The 20,531-nt window shown below is 70.9% G+C and carries 18 protein-coding genes and 2 pseudogenes; 9 read left to right on the forward strand and 11 right to left on the reverse strand.

From position 1 onward, the window contains the following. Positions 1–328: pseudogene (locus ABZ749_RS08050) on the forward strand (TetR/AcrR family transcriptional regulator); the annotation flags it as partial. 202 nt (positions 329–530) lie between these two features. Here the strand turns inward: ABZ749_RS08050 and ABZ749_RS08055 are convergent. Together ABZ749_RS08055 and ABZ749_RS08060 are read right to left on the reverse strand one after the other, a co-directional pair. Beyond that, positions 531–992, reverse strand: coding sequence for a GNAT family N-acetyltransferase (locus ABZ749_RS08055; protein ID WP_357224170.1), 462 nt, complete (start codon positions 990–992; stop codon positions 531–533). Between the two features lie 170 nt (positions 993–1,162). Next, positions 1,163–2,020, reverse strand: a complete 858-nt coding sequence (locus ABZ749_RS08060) for an SDR family oxidoreductase (RefSeq protein ID WP_357224172.1) — start codon at positions 2,018–2,020, stop codon at positions 1,163–1,165. Positions 2,021–2,115: 95 nt separating this feature from the next. On the opposite strand from ABZ749_RS08060, the gene ABZ749_RS08065 reads away from it, so the two are divergent. Continuing rightward, positions 2,116–2,511: a helix-turn-helix domain-containing protein gene (locus ABZ749_RS08065; RefSeq protein ID WP_357224213.1), complete on the forward strand. Its 396-nt coding sequence runs from the start codon at positions 2,116–2,118 to the stop codon at positions 2,509–2,511. Positions 2,512–2,735: 224 nt separating this feature from the next. Here ABZ749_RS08065 and ABZ749_RS08070 read toward each other — a convergent pair whose 3' ends face one another. From ABZ749_RS08070 to ABZ749_RS08080, 3 genes and pseudogenes are all read right to left on the reverse strand, one after another. Further along, entirely contained in the window at positions 2,736–3,623 is an 888-nt protein-coding gene (locus ABZ749_RS08070; RefSeq protein ID WP_357224174.1) for a GNAT family N-acetyltransferase, read from the reverse strand. A gap of 345 nt (positions 3,624–3,968) precedes the next feature. Continuing rightward, positions 3,969–5,027: pseudogene (locus ABZ749_RS08075) on the reverse strand (IS701 family transposase); the annotation flags it as partial. A gap of 159 nt (positions 5,028–5,186) precedes the next feature. Further along, positions 5,187–6,143, reverse strand: a complete 957-nt coding sequence (locus tag ABZ749_RS08080; RefSeq protein ID WP_357224177.1) for a DMT family transporter — start codon at positions 6,141–6,143, stop codon at positions 5,187–5,189. On the opposite strand from ABZ749_RS08080, the gene ABZ749_RS08085 reads away from it, so the two are divergent. Continuing rightward, the gene (locus ABZ749_RS08085) at positions 6,142–7,530 is read left to right on the forward strand and encodes a PLP-dependent aminotransferase family protein (RefSeq protein ID WP_357224180.1); all 1,389 of its coding nucleotides are present in this window, start codon (positions 6,142–6,144) and stop codon (positions 7,528–7,530) included. The two genes, ABZ749_RS08080 and ABZ749_RS08085, sit on opposite strands and share 2 nt — an antisense overlap. A 39-nt stretch (positions 7,531–7,569) precedes the next feature. On the opposite strand, the gene ABZ749_RS08090 is transcribed toward ABZ749_RS08085, so the two are convergent. Continuing rightward, a complete protein-coding gene (locus tag ABZ749_RS08090; protein WP_357224184.1) occupies positions 7,570–8,532 on the reverse strand; it encodes an AraC family transcriptional regulator in 963 nt (320 codons plus the stop codon). A gap of 426 nt (positions 8,533–8,958) precedes the next feature. Here ABZ749_RS08090 and ABZ749_RS08095 point away from each other — a divergent pair, with 426 nt between their 5' ends. Both ABZ749_RS08095 and ABZ749_RS08100 read left to right on the forward strand, forming a co-directional pair. Continuing rightward, a complete protein-coding gene (locus ABZ749_RS08095) occupies positions 8,959–9,621 on the forward strand; it encodes a hypothetical protein (RefSeq protein ID WP_357224186.1) in 663 nt (220 codons plus the stop codon). A gap of 234 nt (positions 9,622–9,855) precedes the next feature. Further along, positions 9,856–11,367 carry a phosphoesterase gene (locus ABZ749_RS08100; protein WP_355010023.1) on the forward strand — a complete coding sequence of 504 codons (1,512 nt, stop codon included), beginning with the start codon at positions 9,856–9,858 and terminating at the stop codon, positions 11,365–11,367. Positions 11,368–11,460: 93 nt separating this feature from the next. On the opposite strand, the gene ABZ749_RS08105 is transcribed toward ABZ749_RS08100, so the two are convergent. After that, entirely contained in the window at positions 11,461–12,063 is a 603-nt protein-coding gene (locus ABZ749_RS08105) for a MarR family winged helix-turn-helix transcriptional regulator (RefSeq protein ID WP_357224188.1), read from the reverse strand. A 114-nt stretch (positions 12,064–12,177) separates the two neighbouring features. On the opposite strand from ABZ749_RS08105, the gene ABZ749_RS08110 reads away from it, so the two are divergent. From ABZ749_RS08110 to ABZ749_RS08120, 3 genes are all read left to right on the forward strand, one after another. Continuing rightward, positions 12,178–13,761 carry an LLM class flavin-dependent oxidoreductase gene (locus tag ABZ749_RS08110; RefSeq protein ID WP_357224190.1) on the forward strand — a complete coding sequence of 528 codons (1,584 nt, stop codon included), beginning with the start codon at positions 12,178–12,180 and terminating at the stop codon, positions 13,759–13,761. 63 nt (positions 13,762–13,824) lie between these two features. Next, complete coding sequence (locus ABZ749_RS08115) at positions 13,825–14,421, forward strand: helix-turn-helix domain-containing protein (protein ID WP_357224192.1); 597 nt, start codon at positions 13,825–13,827, stop codon at positions 14,419–14,421. Further along, the gene (locus tag ABZ749_RS08120) at positions 14,418–15,698 is read left to right on the forward strand and encodes an MFS transporter (RefSeq protein ID WP_357224195.1); all 1,281 of its coding nucleotides are present in this window, start codon (positions 14,418–14,420) and stop codon (positions 15,696–15,698) included. The genes ABZ749_RS08115 and ABZ749_RS08120 overlap by 4 nt, the downstream gene beginning before the upstream one ends. Before the next feature lie 48 nt (positions 15,699–15,746). On the opposite strand, the gene ABZ749_RS08125 is transcribed toward ABZ749_RS08120, so the two are convergent. The 4 genes from ABZ749_RS08125 to ABZ749_RS08140 all read right to left on the reverse strand — a co-directional run bounded on the left by ABZ749_RS08125 (position 15,747) and on the right by ABZ749_RS08140 (position 18,739). Continuing rightward, positions 15,747–16,442 carry an alpha/beta hydrolase gene (locus ABZ749_RS08125; RefSeq protein WP_357224198.1) on the reverse strand — a complete coding sequence of 232 codons (696 nt, stop codon included), beginning with the start codon at positions 16,440–16,442 and terminating at the stop codon, positions 15,747–15,749. Between the two features lie 79 nt (positions 16,443–16,521). Further along, positions 16,522–17,121: a DUF4291 domain-containing protein gene (locus ABZ749_RS08130; protein ID WP_357224200.1), complete on the reverse strand. Its 600-nt coding sequence runs from the start codon at positions 17,119–17,121 to the stop codon at positions 16,522–16,524. Between the two features lie 100 nt (positions 17,122–17,221). Next, positions 17,222–18,199 carry an L-dopachrome tautomerase-related protein gene (locus ABZ749_RS08135; protein WP_357224203.1) on the reverse strand — a complete coding sequence of 326 codons (978 nt, stop codon included), beginning with the start codon at positions 18,197–18,199 and terminating at the stop codon, positions 17,222–17,224. A 117-nt stretch (positions 18,200–18,316) separates the two neighbouring features. After that, positions 18,317–18,739 carry an MmcQ/YjbR family DNA-binding protein gene (locus tag ABZ749_RS08140; protein ID WP_357224207.1) on the reverse strand — a complete coding sequence of 141 codons (423 nt, stop codon included), beginning with the start codon at positions 18,737–18,739 and terminating at the stop codon, positions 18,317–18,319. A gap of 155 nt (positions 18,740–18,894) precedes the next feature. On the opposite strand from ABZ749_RS08140, the gene ABZ749_RS08145 reads away from it, so the two are divergent. After that, on the forward strand, positions 18,895–20,531 hold a 1,637-nt coding region (locus ABZ749_RS08145; protein WP_357224210.1), incomplete at its 3' end, for an acyl-CoA dehydrogenase.

A 20,531-nucleotide genomic window follows, 5' to 3' on the forward strand; every position in this document is an offset into this window, starting at 1 on the left:
CGACGTGATCCATCGGCCCTCGGGCGCCGGCCCGGAGAGCCTGGCCTGGTTCGACAACTGCATAAGGGTCCTGGAGCCGGTGCGCTGCCCGGTGACCGCCAAGTTCGAGGCCATCGCGATGATGACAGGCGTGGTGAGCCTCTTCGCCCGCCGCGAATCCGCGGCTGGGACGTTCAGCTTCGCCGGGATGGACCTCACGACGTACCCGCACCTCGTCGCGGCGTTCAGCCAGCCCGCCGGACCACCGCCCCGGGCGGACCTCGTCGAGCGGACCCTGCGCGGTCTGCTCACCGGCCTGCTGGTCGTGGAGTCGACCGAGTCGGGCTGAGCGGTTCGGCGTACGGGCGGTGTCAGTCGTTCGTCCGCCACCGCGACGCCCGCTGGTCTAGGTTCTCGATGGTGAGCGGGACCAGCCGCGAAGAGGTGCGCGATGTCCGACCCTGATCTTGCCGACCTGCGCCGTCCTGGCCGAGCTCACCGAGGAGCAGGACAAGGCGGAGTAGTCGGCCGGGGCGGGGTGGCGGTCGGCGTCACGTCGTGGTGGTGAGGTATCGGCGGTAGCCGAGGGCGGACTGCGCGAACCCGAGGGACGCGTAGAACCGGTGGGCGTCGGTACGCGCGGCGTTCGACACCAGTTGGACCTTGTAGCAGCCGGCCGCCGTCGCCTCGTCGAGCGCCGCCAGCATGAGGGCCCGGGCGACTCCACGACGACGCCAGTCGGACGTGACCACCACGTTCTCCACCACCATGTACGGTCGCGCCCCGTGGGTGAGGTTGGGGACGACGACGGTGTCCAGCGTGCCCACGAAGGTGTCCCCGGCAACTGCCAGCAGGAGGCGGCGGCCAGCTTGGGCGTGCAGGTCGCGCCAGGCGGTGGCGAGCCGGTCAGCGTGCGGCCGTGCGTCGTCCGGAGCGAGCTGCCACAGCACGTCGAAGACCAGCTCGGGGTCGTCCTGCGCCACGGCGGCGCGGATGACGACGTCGCCGCTCACCGAGTCGACGCCAGACTGTCCAGATCGGACGGCGCGGAATGCCGACGTCGTTGCCCCGCGTACCGGGAGAGCCGGCTGTCGATGTGCCTCACCATGGCGCCGAGGATACGGTCACCGGGTGGCGGGCGACGGCGACCTGCCACCGCCGCCCGCTTCGGCGATGACCCCGGTCAGGCCCGCGCCGCCCGGACGGCGTCGCGCAGTGGGGTACTCGGTCGGCCGATCAGCCGGCTCAGGTCGTCGCTGTCGGTCGCCAGCTCGCCGTCGGCGATGGACTGGTCGAGCGCGGCGACGAAACCGGCGGTGCCCGCGTCCAGGCCGACGTTCTCCAGGGCCGAGGCCAGCTCGGCGGCGGACATGTCCTGGTGAACGACAGTGGTGCCGGTCACCTCGGTGACGGCTTCGGCCAGCTCGTCGAAGGTGAACGCCGTACCGCCCAGTTCGTACACGGCGTTGCCGTCCTCATCCCGGGTCAGCGCGGCCACGGCCGCCCCCGCGTAGTCGGCCCGGGTCGCGGCGGAGATCTTGCTGCCGCCGGTGGCGCCGAGGATCGTGCCGGACCCCAGGTACTGCGGTAGCTGGTCGGTGTAGTTCTCGGTGTACCAACTGTTGCGCAGCACGGTGTAGGCCAGGCCGGACGCGGCGAGCACCTCCTCGGTGGCCTTGTGCTCAGGGGCGAGTGGGTTCGCGGTGGTGTCGGCCCTCAGGATGCTCGTGTAGACGAGACGCTCGACGCCCGCGAGCTTGGCGGCGTCGATGACCGCGGTGTGCTGCGCGACGCGCTGACCGGGAGTGTCGCCGGAGATGAGCAGCAGGCGGCGTACGCCGGCCACGGCTCCGGGCAGCGTCGACGGGTCGTCGTAGTTGGCCTTGCGGATCTCGACGCCGCGCGTGGCCAGGTCGGCGGCCTTCTCCGGGCTGCGGACGATGGCGGCGATGTCGGTGGCGGGTACCCCGTTGTCGAGCAGTTGCCCGATCACCAGGCGGCCCAGCCGGCCGGTGGCGCCGGTGACGGCATAGGTGGGCATGGGAACCTCCGGAGGTAGTGACAGATCAGCAGGCACTTACGAACCTACAGCACTAACCGACGGGCAGCGTGGGTTAGGCTGGTGAGGTGAGCGACATGCCGGCCCGGGACCCGGCGGGGCCTACCCAGGAATTCGTCAGCGATGTCTTCGCCCGGGGTTGCACCTCCCGCGCGGCCTTCGAGGACGTCACCTCGAAGTGGGCCTCGCTGGCCCTGTTGGCGCTCGGAGAGGGCCGCTACCGCTTCAACGCTCTGCGTCGGCGCATCGACGGGGTCAGCGAGCGGATGCTCTCCCAGACCCTGCAGACCCTCGAACGCGACGGGATGCTCACCCGCGAGGTGCTCACCGCGATCCCACCCCGCGTCGAATACTCCCTGACCCCCCTCGGCGCCCGGGTCGCCGAGCAACTGCGTGGCCTCGCCGATCTGCTGGAGGCCTCGGTGCCCGAGTTGCAGACCGCCCGCGACAGCCACGAGCGCGACCGGGGCTAGTACGACAGCCGCCGTTTGGGATCATGGCTGAGGTTCGAGGTTGAGCCGGGGTGTGTAGTGGGCTCGGGCTTGATGCTGGCGTCGCCCAACCTGACCAGTGCAAACGGAGGGCGAGGTCGCTGATCGGGCGGATGAGGCAGATGTTGATCAGGCGGCGGACCTCGTTGACCGTGAGCTTGATCAGTGCGGTGTCGGCCAGGTCCTGGTCGGCGGCGTCGCGGTATTCACCGGGAACCGCGGCGCAGATCGGCCACCTCGTCTGACGGCGTGAAGCCGGCCGAGGCGTAGGTAGCTACGGCGCCGACGTTGGAACTCTGCACGCACACACTCGCGCTGGAGGAACCCATGTCGCGAAGGGCCGCAGCGGCGGCGAGCGTGATCGCCGTGCCGTAACCATGGCCTCGGTGACTGCGGTGGACGCCCATCGGTTCCAGCAGTCCTGGTCGCCCCGGGCCGGCTGACCATACAGCCGCGACTGCCACGGCGTCGTCGTTCTGATCGAATGCGGCGAGGCAGCGTGCGTCGGCGTAGAACGGGCCACCGGCCATGGTGAGCCAACGCCCGACCGTGCGGCGCCGGTCGGCATCACTGAAGGGTGAGCCGCGGAACGCGGACCAGTGGACGGCGACCCACACCTCGGCGCGATCGGGTTCGATCGTCTCGATGCGCAGACCGCAGTCCTTCACCGGGTCCGAGAGACCGCGGTGGAACGTTGTCCACGGCTCATCCCGCTCCCAACCCCGCTTCAGCAGCAACTGGGTGAGAGGCTCCGCACCTCGGGCTTCGACGGTCGCACCGTCGGGATCCAGGACACGCCCTGGGGCGTCCAGATCAACGGCGAGCTGGCGGGCCAGTGCCTCGTCATCACGCCAGTCGGGAGCGACGGCCATGCGCACCAGGTCGGGGCCGTCCAGCAGCCCGAGCGCGAGAACCTCCCCGTCGCGCAACCACATCCGGATGGCGGCCGCCGTAGCCTCGGCACCACGTGACGAGTGCCAGCCGAGATCGCCGGGATGCAGATGCAGCGGTCCCCCGTCGTACTGCCACCGCTTGAGCGCGTCCACCGCTGGTGACAGCTCATCAACGCTGGGGGTGCTCAGAATGATGCTCATGGTGCACCCAAACCCAAAGAGCGGCCTGGCACCATCGATTTTCGAAGCAGCCGGTGCTCGTCACGGTCGCGGAATGTCTGTATCCAGGTCGTCCCCAGGCAGTCGGAAGCCAATCCGGAACGACGAAGAACAACCACTGGTGACGAGGTTAAGGCGGCGTGTGTAGTGGGATCGTCGGGCTTGGGCTTGATGCCGGCGCCGCCACAGTGACCAGTGCAAACGGTGGGCGAGGTCGCTGATCGGGCGGATGATGCAGGTATTGATCAGGCGGCGGACTTCATTGACCGTCAGCTTGATCAGTCCGGTGTCGGCAGGGTCGTGGCGGGCCGCGTCGGCGGCGCAGATCGCCAGGACGGCGAGGGCGGCCAGGGCGAGGGTGGTGAAGCGGTGCCAGGAGTCCCAGCGGCGGACCTGGTGCTGGTCCAGGCCGACCTGGCTCTTGGCGGCCTGGAAGGCTTCTTCGACGGTCCAGCGGATGCCAGCGACCCGCACGAGTTGGGCGAGGGTAGCTGGGCGTGGCGTCCAGCAACGGTAGAAAGCCAGCTCACCAGTGGTGGTGTTCTTTCTGATCAAGAGGCTGCGTCGGCCGTCGTCGTCGGGGTCGGCGTCGGTGCAGCAGTCCCAGACGTCGTCGAGCCAGGCCCAGTGGTAGAAGCGCGGTCCCTTGGATCCGGCGCCGGCCGATCGGCGTTGCCATGCCGTGGCGGGTAGGTCAGCGGCCACCTGGTCGGCGCGGACGCGGGTCTTGCCGCCGTCGAGCGGGACCAGGTGGCTGCGGGACACCGCCAAGACGTAGCCGATCTCGTGCTCGCGCAGGCCAGCGCGGAAGACACTGCTGTTGCCGTAAGCCTCGTCCGCGGCGGCCCAGCCGGCCGGCACTCCGGCGTCCAGGGCGGCGGTAATCATCTCGGCGGCCAGTTCGGGTTTGGTGGCGAACCCGACCTCGTCGGGCACCCCGGCGGCCTGGCAGCGGTCCCGGTCGTCGGTCCACGACGCCGGCAGATACACCCGCCGGTCGATCAGGGTATGCCCGTCGACGCCGGCGTAGCCCAGGAACACCCCGACCTGGCTGTTCTCGATCCGGCCCGCGGTGCCGGTGTACTGCCGCTGCACCCCGACCGTGTGCATGCCCTTCTTCAGGTCACCGGTGTCGTCAACGACCAGGACCGCATCCGGACCACCGAACCGGCCGGTGATCAGTTGCCGCAGGTCGTCACGGACAGCGTCGGCGTCCCACACCGCCCGGTACAACAGTCGCTGCATCGCATCCGGCCGGGCATGCCCGGCTTGCTCGGCCAACTGCCAGCACGTCTTGAGCTCAAGATCGGAGAGCAGTCCAGTCACGAACTGTCCCGCCGCACGACGCGGTTCCACCCGCCCGAACTGCCCCGCGAAGCAGCCCAGCACCTCGGCCAGCACCCGCTCCCATTGACCAACCACTACGCTGTGGCACGCGGCCACCGCAAGATCTGAAGTTGTGTCCACAACGCACAGACGATCACGCTGTGGCCGCCTCGCGTCCACCCCATCAGAGCAGCGACATCTCGAACGGCGGCTGCCGTACTAGGACGAACCCGCGCCGGCCTCGCGTCGCGTCGCGTCCGTCCGTGGGCTCTGGCGGATGCGCTGGGTCGCCACGACGCATCCCAGCACCGCCAGCGCCGCCACGATCGAGGCGGGGGAGACCACCTCGCCGAGCAGCAGCGCCGACCATCCCAGGGTCAGCACCGGCTGGGCGAGTTGGACCTGGCCCACCTGCGCTACACCGCCCCGGGCCAGGCCCGCGTACCAGGCGAAGAAGCCCAGGAACATCGAGACCCCGGTGAGATAGCCGAACGCCGACCAGCCGAGAGCGTCGGCCCGGGGCGGACTGACGGCGGCGGCAACGGCCGTGACCGGAACGGTGATGGGCAGCGAGAGCAGCAACGCCCAGCAAATCGTCCGAGCGCCGCCCAACTCGCGGGCGAGCGCGCCGCCCTCGGCGTAGCCAAGGCCGCAGAGCACGACCGCCGCGAGCAGGAACAGGTCGGGCAGGGTGATGGCACCGCGTACCGCGCCACTGGCGCCGAGAAAGGCGAGAACCGCCAGCAGCCCGCCGGCGCTCACGATCCAGAACAGCGGCGGTGGGCGTTCGCCGGCCCGCAGCACCGCGAACACGGCCGTCATCGCGGGCAGCGCGGCGATGACGACCGCGCTGTGTGCCGAGGTCTGGGTGAGAAGCGCCATCGAGGTGAACAGGGGAAAGCCGACGACGACCCCGAGAGCGACGACCGGCAGCCGTCGCCACTGACCGTGGGTGGGCCGCGGTGCGCCGGTGAGACGCAGGTACGCCCATGCCAGCAGCCCCGCGCCGACAGCCCGGCCGAAGGCGACGAACCACGGGTCGAGTTGCTGCACGGCCATGCGGGTGACCGGAAGTGACAGGCTGAAGCCGAGCACGCCCAGGGCGCCGAGACCGAGCCCGGAGAGCCGGTCCGCTGTTACCGTGTTTTCCGCAGTAGCGCTACTCTTGTCCCTCATGGAAAACGGTAACGCAGCCCAACGCGTTATCCAAGATCTGCGGACCCTCGCTGCCGTCGCAGGCCCCGGTGCCCGGCTGCCCTCGGTACGAGAGCTGACCGCCCGACACCAGGCCTCGCCGGTCACCGTCGCCGAGGCCATCCGACAGTTGGCGGCCGAAGGGCTGGTCGAGGCGCGACCCGGCCGAGGCACCTTTGTGGCCACTGCACCGGACGAGCCGGGCGTACCCGACCTGTCCTGGCAGACCGTCGCGCTCGGGCCCCGCCGGTTCGGTCAGGATGAGATGCAGGCGCTGTTGGCGCTGACGCCCGCCGGAACGATCCCGCTGTCCGGTGGCTACCTCGACGCGGACCTACAGCCTGCCGCTGCGCTCGGAGCCGCCCTCACCCGAGCCGCCCGCCAGCCCGCGAGCTGGCAGCGGGGGCCGGTCGAGGGCCGCGCGGACCTGCGCGCGTGGTTCGCCCGCGAGGCCGGGGCGGGGCTGCATGCCGAGGACATGGTGATCTGCCCCGGCGGGCAGGCCGCCCTGTCGTCCGCGTTGCGGGCCCTCACCGCGCCGGGCGACGCCCTGCTCGTCGAGTCGCCGACCTATTTGGGTGCGTTGGCCGCCGCCCGCGCGGCCGGGCTGCGGGTGGTGCCCGTGCCCGCTGACGCCGACGGGGTACGGCCCGACCAACTCGCCGCCGCGTTCGCCCGCACCGACGCCCGGCTCTTCTACTGCCAGCCCCTGTACGCCAACCCCCACGGCGCGACGCTGGCGGAGCACCGCCGGGCGCAGGTCGCCGAGGTCGTCCGCGAGGCCGGGGCGTTCCTGATCGAGGACGACTACGCCCGTGACCTCACCATCGACGATCCGGCTCCGCCACCACTGGCCAGCGATGATCCCGACGGTCACGTCATCTACCTTCGTTCACTGACCAAGTCGACCGCCCCCGGGCTGCGCGTCGCCGCCATCGGAGCCCGCGGCCCGGCCGGAGCGCGACTGCGCGCTGCCCGGCTGCTCGACGACTTCTTCGTCGCCGGACCACTGCAACAGGCGGCGATCGACTTCCTCACCTCCCCGTCGTGGTCGCGGCATCGCCGGGCACTGCGCACAGCCCTCCGGATACGCCGTGACGCGTTGTTGACCGCGCTACGCCGGCATCTGCCAGGCATTGCCCCCCAATCGATCCCACGTGGCGGCATGCACCTCTGGGTGCGCCTCGCCGCCGGCACCGACGAGGCGGCACTGGCCGCTGCCGCGGCGGCCGAGGGGGTCGCCGTCTTCCCGGGCCGACCGTGGTACGCGGCCGACCCCCCGGCCCCGCACCTACGCCTCACCTACGCGGCAGCCGCACCCGAACTCATGGACGAGGCCGTTCGACGCCTCGCCCGCGTCCTCGGTTGACCACCGGTCGCCTGGCTGGTGACGTCCGGTGCGTGGGTTTCAGGCATTCAGCGTCTCGCGCGGCGGCACACCGAAGCTGGCGTGGTATCGCGCGGTGAACCTGCTGTGGCTGGCGAATCCCCACCGACTGGCGATCGCCGAGACCGTCTCCTGGCGCGGGTCGGCGCGTACCAGGTCGTGGTGCGCTCGGACGAGCCGGACCCGACGCAGGTAGGCCATCGGGGTGGTCCCGAGGTGACGGCGGAAGGCGAGTTGAACCGCCCGGAGGGAGACGCCGGCGGCGCTGGCGATGTCGGCCGCGCTGATGTTCCGGTCGGCGTGCTCCTCCAGGAACGTGATCGCCCGTCGCAGCGTGGCGGTGGTGGCGTCGTTCCGGTCCGCTGCGGTCGGTTCGGTGAACGCGGTGTTGGGGAAGATCGCGAGCGCCGCCGCGGCCAGCATCCGGGCGGCGTTGCCGATCACCAGCGGCTGTGCCCCGGCGGCCGGGCTGTTCAACACGACGTCGCGGACGAAGCTGGTGGTGTTGCGCCACTGCCGGGCGAGGGCAGTGCTGGCGGCACCGAGCTCGGTGAACTCGATCCGACCGGGCCGGCGGGCCGGCGCGGTGGTGGCCACCTGCTCCAGCACCGACAGGTCCAGTACGCAGAGCTCCACCTCACCGGGATGCCAGTGCACGGTGCATGGCTCCTGCGGCCTGGTGACGAGGAAAACGTCGCCGGGGCCGAACCGGTGGTCCGATCCGGCGCAGGAGCGGTCGACGCGTGCGGTGCGGGTGCGACCGATGACCAGCCCACCGAGGGTGCTGGCATCGATCTCGAGGTGCCCGGTCTGTCGGGTGGTCGCGATGGCGAAGGGGCCGGTATCGACGCGGTGGTGGGTGAGCCGGTATCCGTTCCTGCTCTGAATGCGCAGTTTCGGGTCGTACGTGTCGGACAGGAATTCCTGGATGGCCGTTGGATCACGGCTGTCGAACTGGTGGGTCTGCACTTGCGATGACGTCATCCGCTGTCTCCGTCGGGTGGAGGTGCCGCCGGGCGCTGGAACGGTTGCCGGCGGCAGGTTCGGGACGTGCCGGGGTGCTCGGCGGTGACCCGGCACGTCGTTGGCCGGCGGTGCGGTGGGATGGAACGTCGCGAGCGGGACGGCAGCGACCGGTTGAGCGCGTCGGATCTGGTCGGACCATTCACTGATGCTGATACGCAATATCTGTAGATGGGAATGTCACCATACGACAATCACCCACGTGCCGTGTTGCGAATCACGGCGATGTGTCAGCAGCTCGACTTCGTTTTCCGGCTAGCGCGCCACATGGTTCTGCGTCCGCTGTCCTAGCCACCCGCGTGGCAGACAGCGAAATCTTGTTCATGATTCGTCGGAGGATGACCGACCGGCTCACTGCCGGGAGGCCGACCCACGGAGGGGGAAGCGTTGGACGGTACCGATCCTGAACGCGTCGTTCGGCTGGCCGTCGCCGAGGCGCTGGCCCGGGTGGCGGACGAGGACAGCCTGGGCCTGGGCGAGGGGGACTCGCTGGAGAGGCTCGGGCGTGGGCTCCGGGAGGTCCTGCGGCGCGCACTCGACGACCGGGTGCCGTTGACCACGCCGGAGTTCGTCGACCTCTGCCGGGACCTGGGTCTGCACCGTGACGCCTTCGACCTGCTCGGGCACTACCTGATGACCGCGTTGCTGACCCAGCACGTCGGACCGGACGCCCTGATCCGCGTCGGCGTGCTCTTCGGCACGGTCGGGCGCTACCTGCCCGGCACCCGTCCGGTGGCCCACCGCAACGAAGGTCCCGCGGCACGGCGACGCGACGTGCGCTCGGACAACAGCGTCGTCGGTCGGTACCGGCGAGCCAAGCTGCCGGAGCACCTCCCCAACCCGCCGAGCTGGACCTGCACCGGATGCGGCCGCGAGTGGCCCTGCGCCACCAAGCAGAGCCAACTGCTCGCCGAGTTCGGTGGAGCGCGCGCCTCACTCGCGGTCTATCTCGGCTCCTGCCTCGTCGCCGCCGCTCAGGACCTGCCCACGATGCCGTTGCCCCGGGTCCGGCTCCGTTTCCTGGGCTGGCTGCCGCGCGCCCGGATCTGACCGGGCCGTCGGCGGGGGACCGGTCGGCGAACGCCCTGACCCGGCCCCGCCGGGGCCGGGCCGGACTGGACACCGCGCGATCACGGGGTGACCCGCTGCTGACCGGCCGGCGCCTCGGCCAGGTCGGGGCAGGGTGTTCATCGCGCGCACCCGCTGCGTACGGCGGCTGTTCACCGCCTTCTCCGAGGCTCCTTGATCGAAAGAGCATTCGCTTGATCGAGGAGAGGCTCTCAGGTGAGAGACAAGCATCCCGAAGAGACCGAGCACGCGCAGCTGTCCCGGCGCAAGCTGGTCAAGTACGCGGGCGTCGGCGCGACGCTGGCCGCGGCCAGCCCACTGGTCGGTGCCGGCGCGGCCTGGGCCGCTGAGGACCGCCGGCCGGGTGACGACGACAAGACCGACCGGGGTAATTCCAAGAACCGGGCGTGGCGTGCGGGCGACCACCACATCCACTCCGAGTACAGCGGCGAGTTCGACACCACGAAGTCCCCGATCGTCTTCCACAAGGGCGCGGACGCGGTCTACCCGATCGTCACCAACGCCATCATGGCGAAGAACTTCGGCCTGACCTGGGCGATGTGCACCGACCACGGTGGACCGACCCACTCGAAGGTGAACATCGAGCAGGCGTACCCCGACCTGCTGCGGTCCCGCAAGCTGGTCCCCGAGGTGCTCCAGTTCTGGGGCATGGAGTTCGACGCGCCCTCGCTGGACCACCACACGCTGATGATCCCGCGCCACGAGGACGAGGCGAAGCAGCTCTTCGAGCTGGAGAGCCGGTTCGCCAAGTACGACGCGTTCCCCACCGACCCGGCCCGCGACACCGAGGCCAAGATGGTGGAGTTCCTCAAGGTGGCCCGGGGCATGCCGCACAAGCCGCTGGTGATCGCCCACCACGCGTCCCGTTCGGCGCCCGGTCTCGGCGTCTACGGTCAGGACACCCCGCGCGAGTTCCGCAACGGCAACAACGCCGCGCCGGACGTCTACATCGGCTTCGAGGGCGCGCCTGGTCACCAGGCCGGCCCGCTCAACGGCGGCAAGCGGGGCGGCTACGGCAACCACCCCACCTACGGCGGCTTCGACCAGATGACCGCCCGGGTCGGCGGCCTGTGGGACTCACTGCTCGGCGAGGGCCGGCGCTGGTGGATCACCGCGACCTCGGACTCGCACGTGCACTGGACCCGGGGCGGCTCCGACTTCTGGCCCGGCGAGTACAGCAAGACGTACGTGCACGCCCGCCAGGACTACGGCGACATCATGGACGGCCTGCGCAACGGCCGGATCTGGGTCACCACCGGTGACCTGATCCGCAGCCTCGACGTCACCGCCACGTCCCAGGGCAGGACCGCCGAGGTCGGCGAGACGATCACGGTGAGCCGTCGTAGCCGTACCGATGTCGAGATCGAGATCACCTTCCGCCCGCTGGGTGGGGTGAACGCGAACGGCGACCGGCCCGAGGTCCGCCGGGTCGACCTGATCGTCGGTCAGATCACCGGCCCGAGCGCCAGCCTGGACGCCGACACCAATCCCACCACCACTGTGGCGGCCCGGTTCGGCCCGCGGGACTGGCGTCGGCGGGGCGACAGCTACGTCATCCGGCACACCCTGCGCAATGTCGAGGCGGACACCTACGCACGGGTGCGCGGCACCAGCACCGACGAGGCCGAGCCGCTCGCCGACGGGCTGGAGAGCCCGTGGGACGACCTGTGGTTCTACTCGAACCCGGTCTTCGTGCACGTGCGCTGACCGATGCGGTAGCGACATCGCGGGCCTGTCCGGCACCGCTCGACGGACGACGTCCGGTGGTGCGGGGCAGGCCCGTTGCGCTGCAGTCGCAGGTCAGTCGGGCCTGCTGCGGCGGGCTCGGGGAGTGGCGGTTCGCCCACTCCGCGCCGCCGCGGCACCGCTGCGAGGTGCAGCGGGCGCGGCAGGCTCCGGGTCGGCCTGCACCTGTGTCACCACCTCGCAGAGGTCACGCAGCGGGTCCGCCGCCTGGGCCGAGCAGGCGACCTTCTGGAGCAGTGACCGCAGCGTCGCCGACTCGGCCGGGGTGAGTGCCCCCAGCAGATGTGACTCGACCTGCCGCAGTGCGACCCGCCGCTTTTCCCAGGCGGCACGGCCGGCGTCGGTGACCTCGATCAGCCGGTTGCGCCGGTCGGCCGGGTCCGCGCGCCGGGCGACGAACCCGGGCCGCTCCAGGTCGTCGATCAGGTACGTGAGGACGGTGCGGTCGATGCCGATCTCCTCGGCGATCGCGCCCTGGTTTCGGGCCGGCCCGTTGCTGGCCGCGGTGAGCAGTTGGTAGCCGCGTGGGCCACCGGGGAAGTCGGTGAGCGCATTCTCGGCCGCCCGGACGTAGCCGCGGAAGACGATGCCGAGCATCCAGCCCAGGTCGTCGTCGAGCGGATCGGGCCGGTCCGGCCGGTGAGAGGCACCCGTCATCCCCCGACAATACCGCAGCGAGCCAGACCTTGTTGGCAGAAGATGTTCTGTCTGGCATAAGGTTATGGCCACGGCGCATCGACCGAGGCGTCGGGGAAATGGGGAGGCTCGCAGATGAGCGACTACGGCCACGACCTGGTCTTCGGCTCCTTCGTCACGCCCAGCGCTGACAATCCGGACCGTACGGTCGGTGTCGCCGTCCTGGCCGAGCAGGTCGGGTTGGACCTGGTCACCTTTCAGGATCACCCGTACCAGCCGGCGTTCCTCGACACCTGGACGCTGCTGAGCTTCGTGGCGGCCCGCACCAGCCGGGTGCACCTGGCGGCGAACGTGACGAACCTGCCGCTGCGCCCGCCGGCGGTGCTCGCCCGCAGCGTGGCCAGCCTGGATCTGCTCAGTGGTGGCCGGGTCGCCCTCGGCCTCGGGGCAGGGGCGTTCTGGGACGCCATCGAGGCGATGGGCGGTCGGCGGCTGACCCCCGGCCAGGGCGTACGGGCGCTGGAGGAGGCCATCGAGATCGTCCGTCAGCTCTGGGACGTCGAGACGCGCGGCGGAGTGCGGGTCGACGGAGAGTTCTACCGGGTGGTGGGTGCCAAGCGCGGTCCGGCTCCGGCCCACGCGGTGCCGATCTGGCTGGGCGCGTACAAGCCCCGGATGCTCCAGCTCACCGGTCGTCGGGCCGACGGTTGGCTGCCCTCGCTGAGCTACCTCCAGCCCGGTGACTTGACCAGGGGCAACGCGATCATCGACGACGCCGCGCAGCAGGCTGGCCGGTCCCCGCAGGACGTGCGTCGGCTGCTCAACATCGCCGGGGAGTTCTCGGCCGTCGGGCGCGGCCCGCTGAACGGACCCGCCGAGCAGTGGGCCGAGGAGTTGGCCGAGCTGGCGCTGGAGGACGGCATCGGCACCTTCATCCTGGGCAGCGACGACCCCGACGACCTGCGCCGCTTCGCCGGCGAGGTCGCGCCCGCCGTCCGCGAGCTCGTCGCCGCCGAACGTGACAGGGGCGCGGCTCCGGCACGTACGCCGGAACCAGAACCGGAGCCGGAGCCGGTCGCTGCGCCGGCGGTCCGGGCGAGCCGGGCCACCGCGACCGGTGGTGCGTTCGCCGTGGTGCCCACCCCCGACGACGGCGTACGGCGAAGCGAGCGGCAGGTGTGGGACGAGGCGGCCCGGCCGACCGGGCCCGCGCCCGACCCGGAGCGCACCTACACCCCGCAGGAGCAGGCCACCGGCGCGCACCTCGTGCAGGTCCACGACGGGCTGCGCGCCGAGCTGACCCAGATTCACGACCTGATCGAGCAGGTGGCGGCCGGCGAGATCGACGCCGGTGCGGCCCGGTCCCACATCAACACGATGACCATGCGGCAGAACCGGTGGACCCTCGGCGTCTACTGCGAGTCGTACTGCCGCATCGTCACCACCCACCACACGATCGAGGACCAGTCGCTCTTTCCCAGGTTGCGGGCTCGTGACCCGCGACTCGCCCCGGTGGTCGACCGGCTGGAGCAGGAGCATCACGTCATCCACGACGTGCTGGAGGGTGTCGATCGGGCCCTGGTCGCGTACGTCGGGTCTCCGGACGGGCTCGCCGAGCTGCGGGCCGCGGTGGACCTGCTGACCGACGCCCTCCTGTCGCACCTCAGCTACGAGGAGCGGGAACTGGTCGAGCCGTTGGCGCGTCTGGGTATCGCCTGATCAGCGTGCCGCTGCGGCGGCTCGGGGTTGCCCCGATCTAATCTGAGAGACTACTCTCGAAACATGTCTCTCAAGAATCCGTACGGGGATTTCGAGATCACCGAGCCGCAGGCGCTACGGGCGCTGGCCCACCCGGTGCGGCTGGCCATCCTCGAACACCTTCAGCGGCACGGCCCGGCGACGGCGACCGGGCTCTCGCCGCACGTCGGCGCCACACCGTCGGTGGTCAGCTGGCACCTGCGACACCTCGCGACCTTCGGACTGGTCAACGACTGGGACGGCGCCACCAGCAAGCGGGAACGCTGGTGGCAGGCCGTCGCCCGGGGCTTCCGCTTCACCGCGCCCGACAGCGTCGAAGGGCAGTCCGCCAGCCAGCAGTTGCGCGGCGAGATGTTCGCCCGCAACGCCGACGCGCCCCAGCAGTGGCTGCTGCGCGAGGAGCCCCGGCTGGACCCCGAGTGGCGCGCGCTGGCCGGCATGGCCGACACCCGGTTCGTGGCCACCGCCGACGAGCTCCGCCAGCTGGAGGAGTCGATCGAAGAGCTGATCGCCCCGTACGTGCGGCGCAAGGAGGAGTCGGCCCCGGACGGCGCGCGGATCGTCCGGATGCTGCGCTACCTCCTCCCCGAGCCCGGCGACGACGACGCGGCCACGTCATGACCGCCACCGGCACCGGCTCCCTGAGCGCCACCGGCGCCGTGCCCCCGCCAGCCCTGCACCGCGACCGACGGTTCCGCACCTTCTGGATCAGCGAAACGATCTCCCAGTTCGGTGACCGGATCAGCGAACTGGCTCTGCCGCTGATCGCCGTCACCCTGCTCACCGCGACGCCCATTCAGGTGAGCGTCCTCACCGCGCTGATCTGGCTGCCCAACCTCCTGGGCCTCTTCCTCGGTGCCTGGGTCGACCAGCGCACCCACAAGCGGCGACTCCTGATCATCGCGGACCTGGTCCGCGCCGCGGTGCTGCTCAGCCTGCCGGTGGCCTACCTGTTCGACGCGATCACCCTCACCCAGCTCTACCTGGTGGCACTGCTCACCGGCCTCGGAGCGGTCCTGTTCGCCATGGCGCGTCAGGCGTTCTTCGTCGCGCTGGTGCCGCGATCGGCGTACGTGGACGCGAACAGCAAGCTGAGCATGAGCCGGTCGCTGTCGTTCATCGCCGGCCCGGCCGTCGGCGGCGGGCTCGTCCAGGCCCTCAGCGCGCCGGTCGCGATCCTCGTCGACGCGGTGTCGTTCCTCGGCTCCGCGCTGCTGCTCCACCGCATCCCGGTGACCGAGACGCCGCCACCGCCGCGTCGAACGTCCACGCTGGGCCTGGTCCGCGAAGGGCTCACGCTGGTGCTGCGGCACCCGGTGCTGCGGGCCGCCCTCGGTTGCACCAGCACTGTCAACTTCTTCACCTTCATCGCCGGCGCGCTGCTGGTGCTCTACGCCAGCCGCGAACTCAACCTGTCGGCCGGCGCGATCGGCATCGCCCTCGGGTTCGGAGCGCTCGGCGGCTTCGCGGGAGCGGCGCTCGCACCACGGGTCTCCCGCGCCATCGGCCTGGGTCGTACCGCCATGATCGGTGCGGTGCTCTTCCCCGCGCCGCTGGCGCTCACCGCGCTGGTCTCCGGACCGACCTGGACGAAGGTGGCGATGCTGGCGGCCATCGAGCTCGTCTCCAGCATCGGGGTGATGCTCATGGACGTGAACCTCAACGCCCTGCTCACCGCCGTGACACCCGACGACGCGCGGGGACGCCGGGCCGGCGCCTACAGCGCCGTCAACTACGGCATCCGACCGCTCGGCGCGTTGGTCGGCGGCACCTTGGGCACCACCATCGGGCTGCGGCCCACCCTGGCCATCGCCGGCCTCGGCGGCGTGCTCGCCGTGCTGTGGTTGATCGCGTCACCGGTGCGCCACATCCACACCCTCGACGATACGGCGACCTGACCGACGAGGCGGCGCGGTGTCCAGGGCCGCGGCCCAGGACACCGCACGTCAGGCGGTCTGCGCCAGCAGGATCCGGGCCAGCTCGGTGGGCTGGGAGAACATCGGCCAGTGGCCCGTGTCCATGGTGACCAGTCGCCACTGGTCACTGGTCAGCAGCTTGGCCACCGTGTCGTTGGGCTCGGGCCCGTCGAGCAGGCACTTGACGTACGTCGCCGGCAGCTCACCCAGCGGCCGGCCCACCACGGCCGGCTCGGTCAGCGTCGCGCCCGGATGTGGCGTGGAACCCTCGATCAGACGGGCGACCTGCTCGTCGGTGAGACCCTGACCATCGAAGTCGGCCGCGCCGAGCGGCGCCCAGTCGCCGCCATTGTCGGCTAGCTGCGCCTCGAACGCCGCCTGGCCCTGCCACCAGCCGGAGGCGAACGACCCACCGTCGACCGGCACCTCGGAGTCCACGAAGACCACCCGGCTCAACCGGTCGCCGATCCGCTCGGCTGCCTGACCCACCGGAATGCCCGAGTAGCTGTGCCCGACCAGCACCACATCGTTCAGGTCGCCGCGCTCGATCTCGTCGACGATGTCCTGCACGTGGGTCTGCTGCCCGGCCGGGACACCCCGCTTGTCGGCGAGGCCGGAGAGGGTCAGCGGGTGGGTGCAGTGCCCGGCCGCCCGCAGGGGCGGCACCACCTCGTCCCACGCCCACGCCCCCAGCCACGCCCCTGCCACCAACACGAAATCAGCCATGGCCGGGACCCTAGCGACACCCTGCGACAGCGCTGACACGTCAGGACAGGTGCGTGCCTGGGCCGATGACCGCGAATGGTCAGGCGGTGGCGTCGAGCCCGGCAGCGATCTGCGTCGGCAGGGGATAGCTTCGTTCGACCGGCAGATGGTCCATGGCCGCTCGCACGTCCCGTGCCCGCACCAGTTCCCGTACGCGCTCGACAGTGGGGGTGATGTCCGTGACGCTGACCGTCCAGCCGTCGACGTACCGGGCGACAGCTTCGCCGGACAGTCCGACCTGCAACGACCGGTAGGGCAACGCGCTCAGGTGCAATGTCCGTTCCGGATCCCACTGCACCCGTACCGGGCTGGCCTTGAGTTGCCGCGACCATGTCGCCCGATCACCGTGCAGGCCCTGGTCGTAGTGACTCAGACAGGCCCGCGCCAGCGCCCACTCGAAGCCCTCCCGCGTGATGTCGATGGACAGCACGCGCTCCTGCCCAGGCTTGGTGGCCCAACCACAGCGGTACATCATCCACAGGAACGACGGCTTGATCCAGGTCATCCGGTCACGCTTGAAGGGGGCCACGAAGCGACCAGCGGCCACCGCCGGCAGCGCGATCTCCGCTGGGTACGCCTGGTACACGGTGATCGTGTCGGCAGAGAAACGAGCACGGATCTGACGGGCAGGAACGGACACCCTGCGATCTTGACCCATCCGACCGCACCCTCTCCACCGAAATTTCGCGCCCCAGGATGGGGGAAACCCGGTGCGGATCGGCGGCTGCCGGACTCAGCACTCAGACGTGGTCCCGGGCGGGCGGCCCGATCTCGACGGGCATCCGGTAGATCCGGGCCGGGTAGTCGACGGCCGCGACGCCGCCGTTGAGCCCAGCGGTCAGGTGCAGTTGGGCCGCCGGCATCCAGAGCCGGGCATCGGCGTCGAGCCACATCGCGTCCACCCAGGCCAGTCGGGGGTCGGCGACGAGCGTCCGTACGCTGCGGTCGGGTGCGAGGACGAGGACACGCCGCCGTTCCAGGTCGCTGAGATAGATGGTGCCGGTGGCGTCGATGGCCGTGCCGCCGGTGCTGGGTGTGTCACACCAGCGTTCGACAGCCTGGGCCAGCTCGTCGGGGGACACCGACGGGTCGTCCAACCACCGGGTGGCGACCCGGGACATTCCGCCGGAGGCCGGCTGGTAGTAGAGCCAGCGACCGTCCGGCGACACCTCCAACTGGTCCAGGTGCAGGCGTACCTCGGCGCCGTCCGGGTCACGCAGCACGCGACCGTCGGCGACCACCGGGCCGCCCGTCGTGCTCGGATGCCCGTCCAGCACCCGCCTCGATTGACCCGAGTCGAGATCGAGCACGATGAGGCCCGCCGCCCCGGCGTCGCTGACATACGCCACCCGGCCGTTGAAGCGGACGTCGTCGACGTAGCTGCCCGGGTGCACCGCCTCGTCGAGGTGGTAGACCCGCTCCACGCGGTCGTCGTCCGGGTCGACAACGATCAGCCGAGCGCCGCCCGGCACCTGCGCGCCGCCGATCCGCGGCGAACCCGAGTCGACGATCCACAACCGGCCGTCCGGGCCGGCGCGCAACCCGTTGACGTGCACGAACGCCCCGTCCGGCGGCTGGTCGGGACGGTTCCAGGCGACATCGGGGTACGGGACACGACGCCCGTCCGGCAGCGCCTCCGCCACCTGCACGCCGGGCCGATCCGCCGACGGGTAGCTCAGGAACACCCGCCCCCGCACAGTGGTCACGCCTGTGCACACCCGGTCTTCCTGGAACACCGGCGTCAAACGGTGGTCCTGTTCGGTGGGCAGCGACAACATCGCGCGGTATCCCCGCAGCGTGCCGGCCGAAACCGCCGGTTGAAGCCGCCGCCGTGCTCAGCGCATCTGCGGTGCCGGGGGGCCGACCCGGGCGGCGAGCCGCTTCGGAGCCATCACGCAGTAACTCTCGGCGAGCAACTCACCCACCTCCTCCCAATCGGTGTTGTCGTCCAGGACCATGCCCACCACGGTCGGGCTCCAGTCCGGTTTGTAGAAGGGGTGCCCGGTGGCGAGGAGCCCGGCGATCTCGTCGAGTGGCGACCGGAAGGTCAGCAGGCAGGCGGGCTGGTCGAGTGCGGCGGCCCGTGCGTGCACCGGCTGGCGATCGGGGTCGACGGTGAGCACGTGGGCGATGGTCCGCTTGCGAATCCGCCAGCGGGTGCCCACCCAGGCAGGCTCCTCGTAGGTCTCCGGCAGGCCGAGACAGATCGGCCGTAGCCGGTCGAGGACCTCGGGCGGAACGTCTCCGGGTGCGGTCACGGGCAACGACGCTAGCCGTACGGTGTGACAAGTTCCGCTCGTCGAACCCCACCCCGCCCGGTGGTGCGCGCCCTGCCGATCCGCCAGGATGGGCCGGGGCGACAGTGGGCCGTCGCCTTGGCCCGACCAGCCGCCCGTGCCCGCTGAGGAGTGCCGTGCCGTCCACCCTGCTCTCCCGCCGTGACCTCGACTTCCTGCTGCACGAGTGGCTGCGGGTGTCCGAGCTCGTCGAGCGCCCCCGCTACGCCGAGCACTCCCGGGAGACCTTCGACGACGCCCTGGATCTCGCCGAACAGGTGGCCACCGAGCAGTTCGCCCCGCACAACCGCGCCGCCGACCTGGCCGAGCCCACCTTCGACGGGCAGCGGGTGCGGCTGATCCCGCAGATCCGTGCCGCGTTGGACAGCTTCGCCGAGACGGGCCTGCTCACCGCCGGGCTGGACGCCAGTGTCGGTGGCCTGCAACTGCCGCACGCCGTCGCGGCGGCGTGCTTCACCTGGTTCCAGGCTGCCAACGTGGCCACCTCGGCGTACCCGTTCCTCACCCTGGGCAACGCCAACCTGCTGCTGGCCCACGGCAGCCCCGAGCAGGTGGACACCTACGTCCGGCCGATGCTGGACGGCCGATTCTTCGGCACCATGTGCCTGTCCGAGCCGCACGCCGGCAGCTCGCTGGCCGACATCACCACCCGCGCCGAGCCGCAGGCGGACGGCACGTACCGGCTGCACGGCACCAAGATGTGGATCTCCGGTGGTGACCACGAGTTGGCCGAGAACATCGTCCACCTGGTGCTGGCGCGCATCCCGGGCGCGCCGCCCGGGGTCAAGGGCATCTCGCTGTTCATCGTGCCGAAGGTGCTGGTCGGCCCGGACGGGACGCTCGGTGAGCGCAACGACGTGGCGCTGGCCGGGTTGAACCACAAGATGGGGTTCCGGGGCACCACCAACACCCTGCTCAGCTTCGGCGACGGCGCGCACACTCCGGCCGGCCGCGCCGGAGCGGTGGGTCACCTGGTCGGCGCGCCGCACCAGGGTCTGGCGCAGATGTTCCACATGATGAACGAGGCCCGGATCGGGGTCGGGGCGGGCGCCACCGCGCTGGGTTACACCGGCTATCTGAAGAGCCTGGCGTACGCGAAGGAGAGGCCGCAGGGCCGGCCGGTCGGCGCGAAGGACCCGGCCGCCGCGCAGGTGCCGATCATCGACCACCCTGACGTACGACGGATGCTGCTGGCCCAGAAGAGCTACGTGGAGGGGGCGCTGGCGCTGGTGCTCTACTGCGCCCGGTTGCTCGACGAGCAGAGGACCGCACCGGCCGAGGCCGACCGCGAGCGCGCGCACCTGCTGCTGGACGTGCTCACCCCGATCACCAAGAGTTGGCCGTCACAGTGGTGCCTGGCGGCCAACGACCTGGCGATCCAGGTGCTCGGGGGCGCCGGCTACACCCGCGACCACGACGTGGAGCAGCACTACCGGGACAACCGGCTCAACCCGATCCACGAGGGCACCCACGGCATCCAGGCACTGGATCTGCTGGGGCGCAAAATGGTCATGCAGGGCGGCGCAGGTCTCACCCTGCTGACCACCACGATCGGTGACACGGTCGAGCGGGCCCGCAAGGTCGGGGGAGAGGCGTCCGAGCTGGCCGAGCGGCTGGCCGCCGCGGTGGACCGGGTCACCGCTGTCACCCGTCGACTGTGGGCTGACGGTGACCCGGTGCTCGCGCTGGCCAACGCCAGCGCCTACCTGGAGGCCGTCGGGCACGTGGTGATCGCGTGGATGTGGCTGGAGCA

The organism is Micromonospora sp. NPDC047753 (assembly GCF_040642735.1).
GTDB lineage: Bacteria > Actinomycetota > Actinomycetes > Mycobacteriales > Micromonosporaceae > Micromonospora.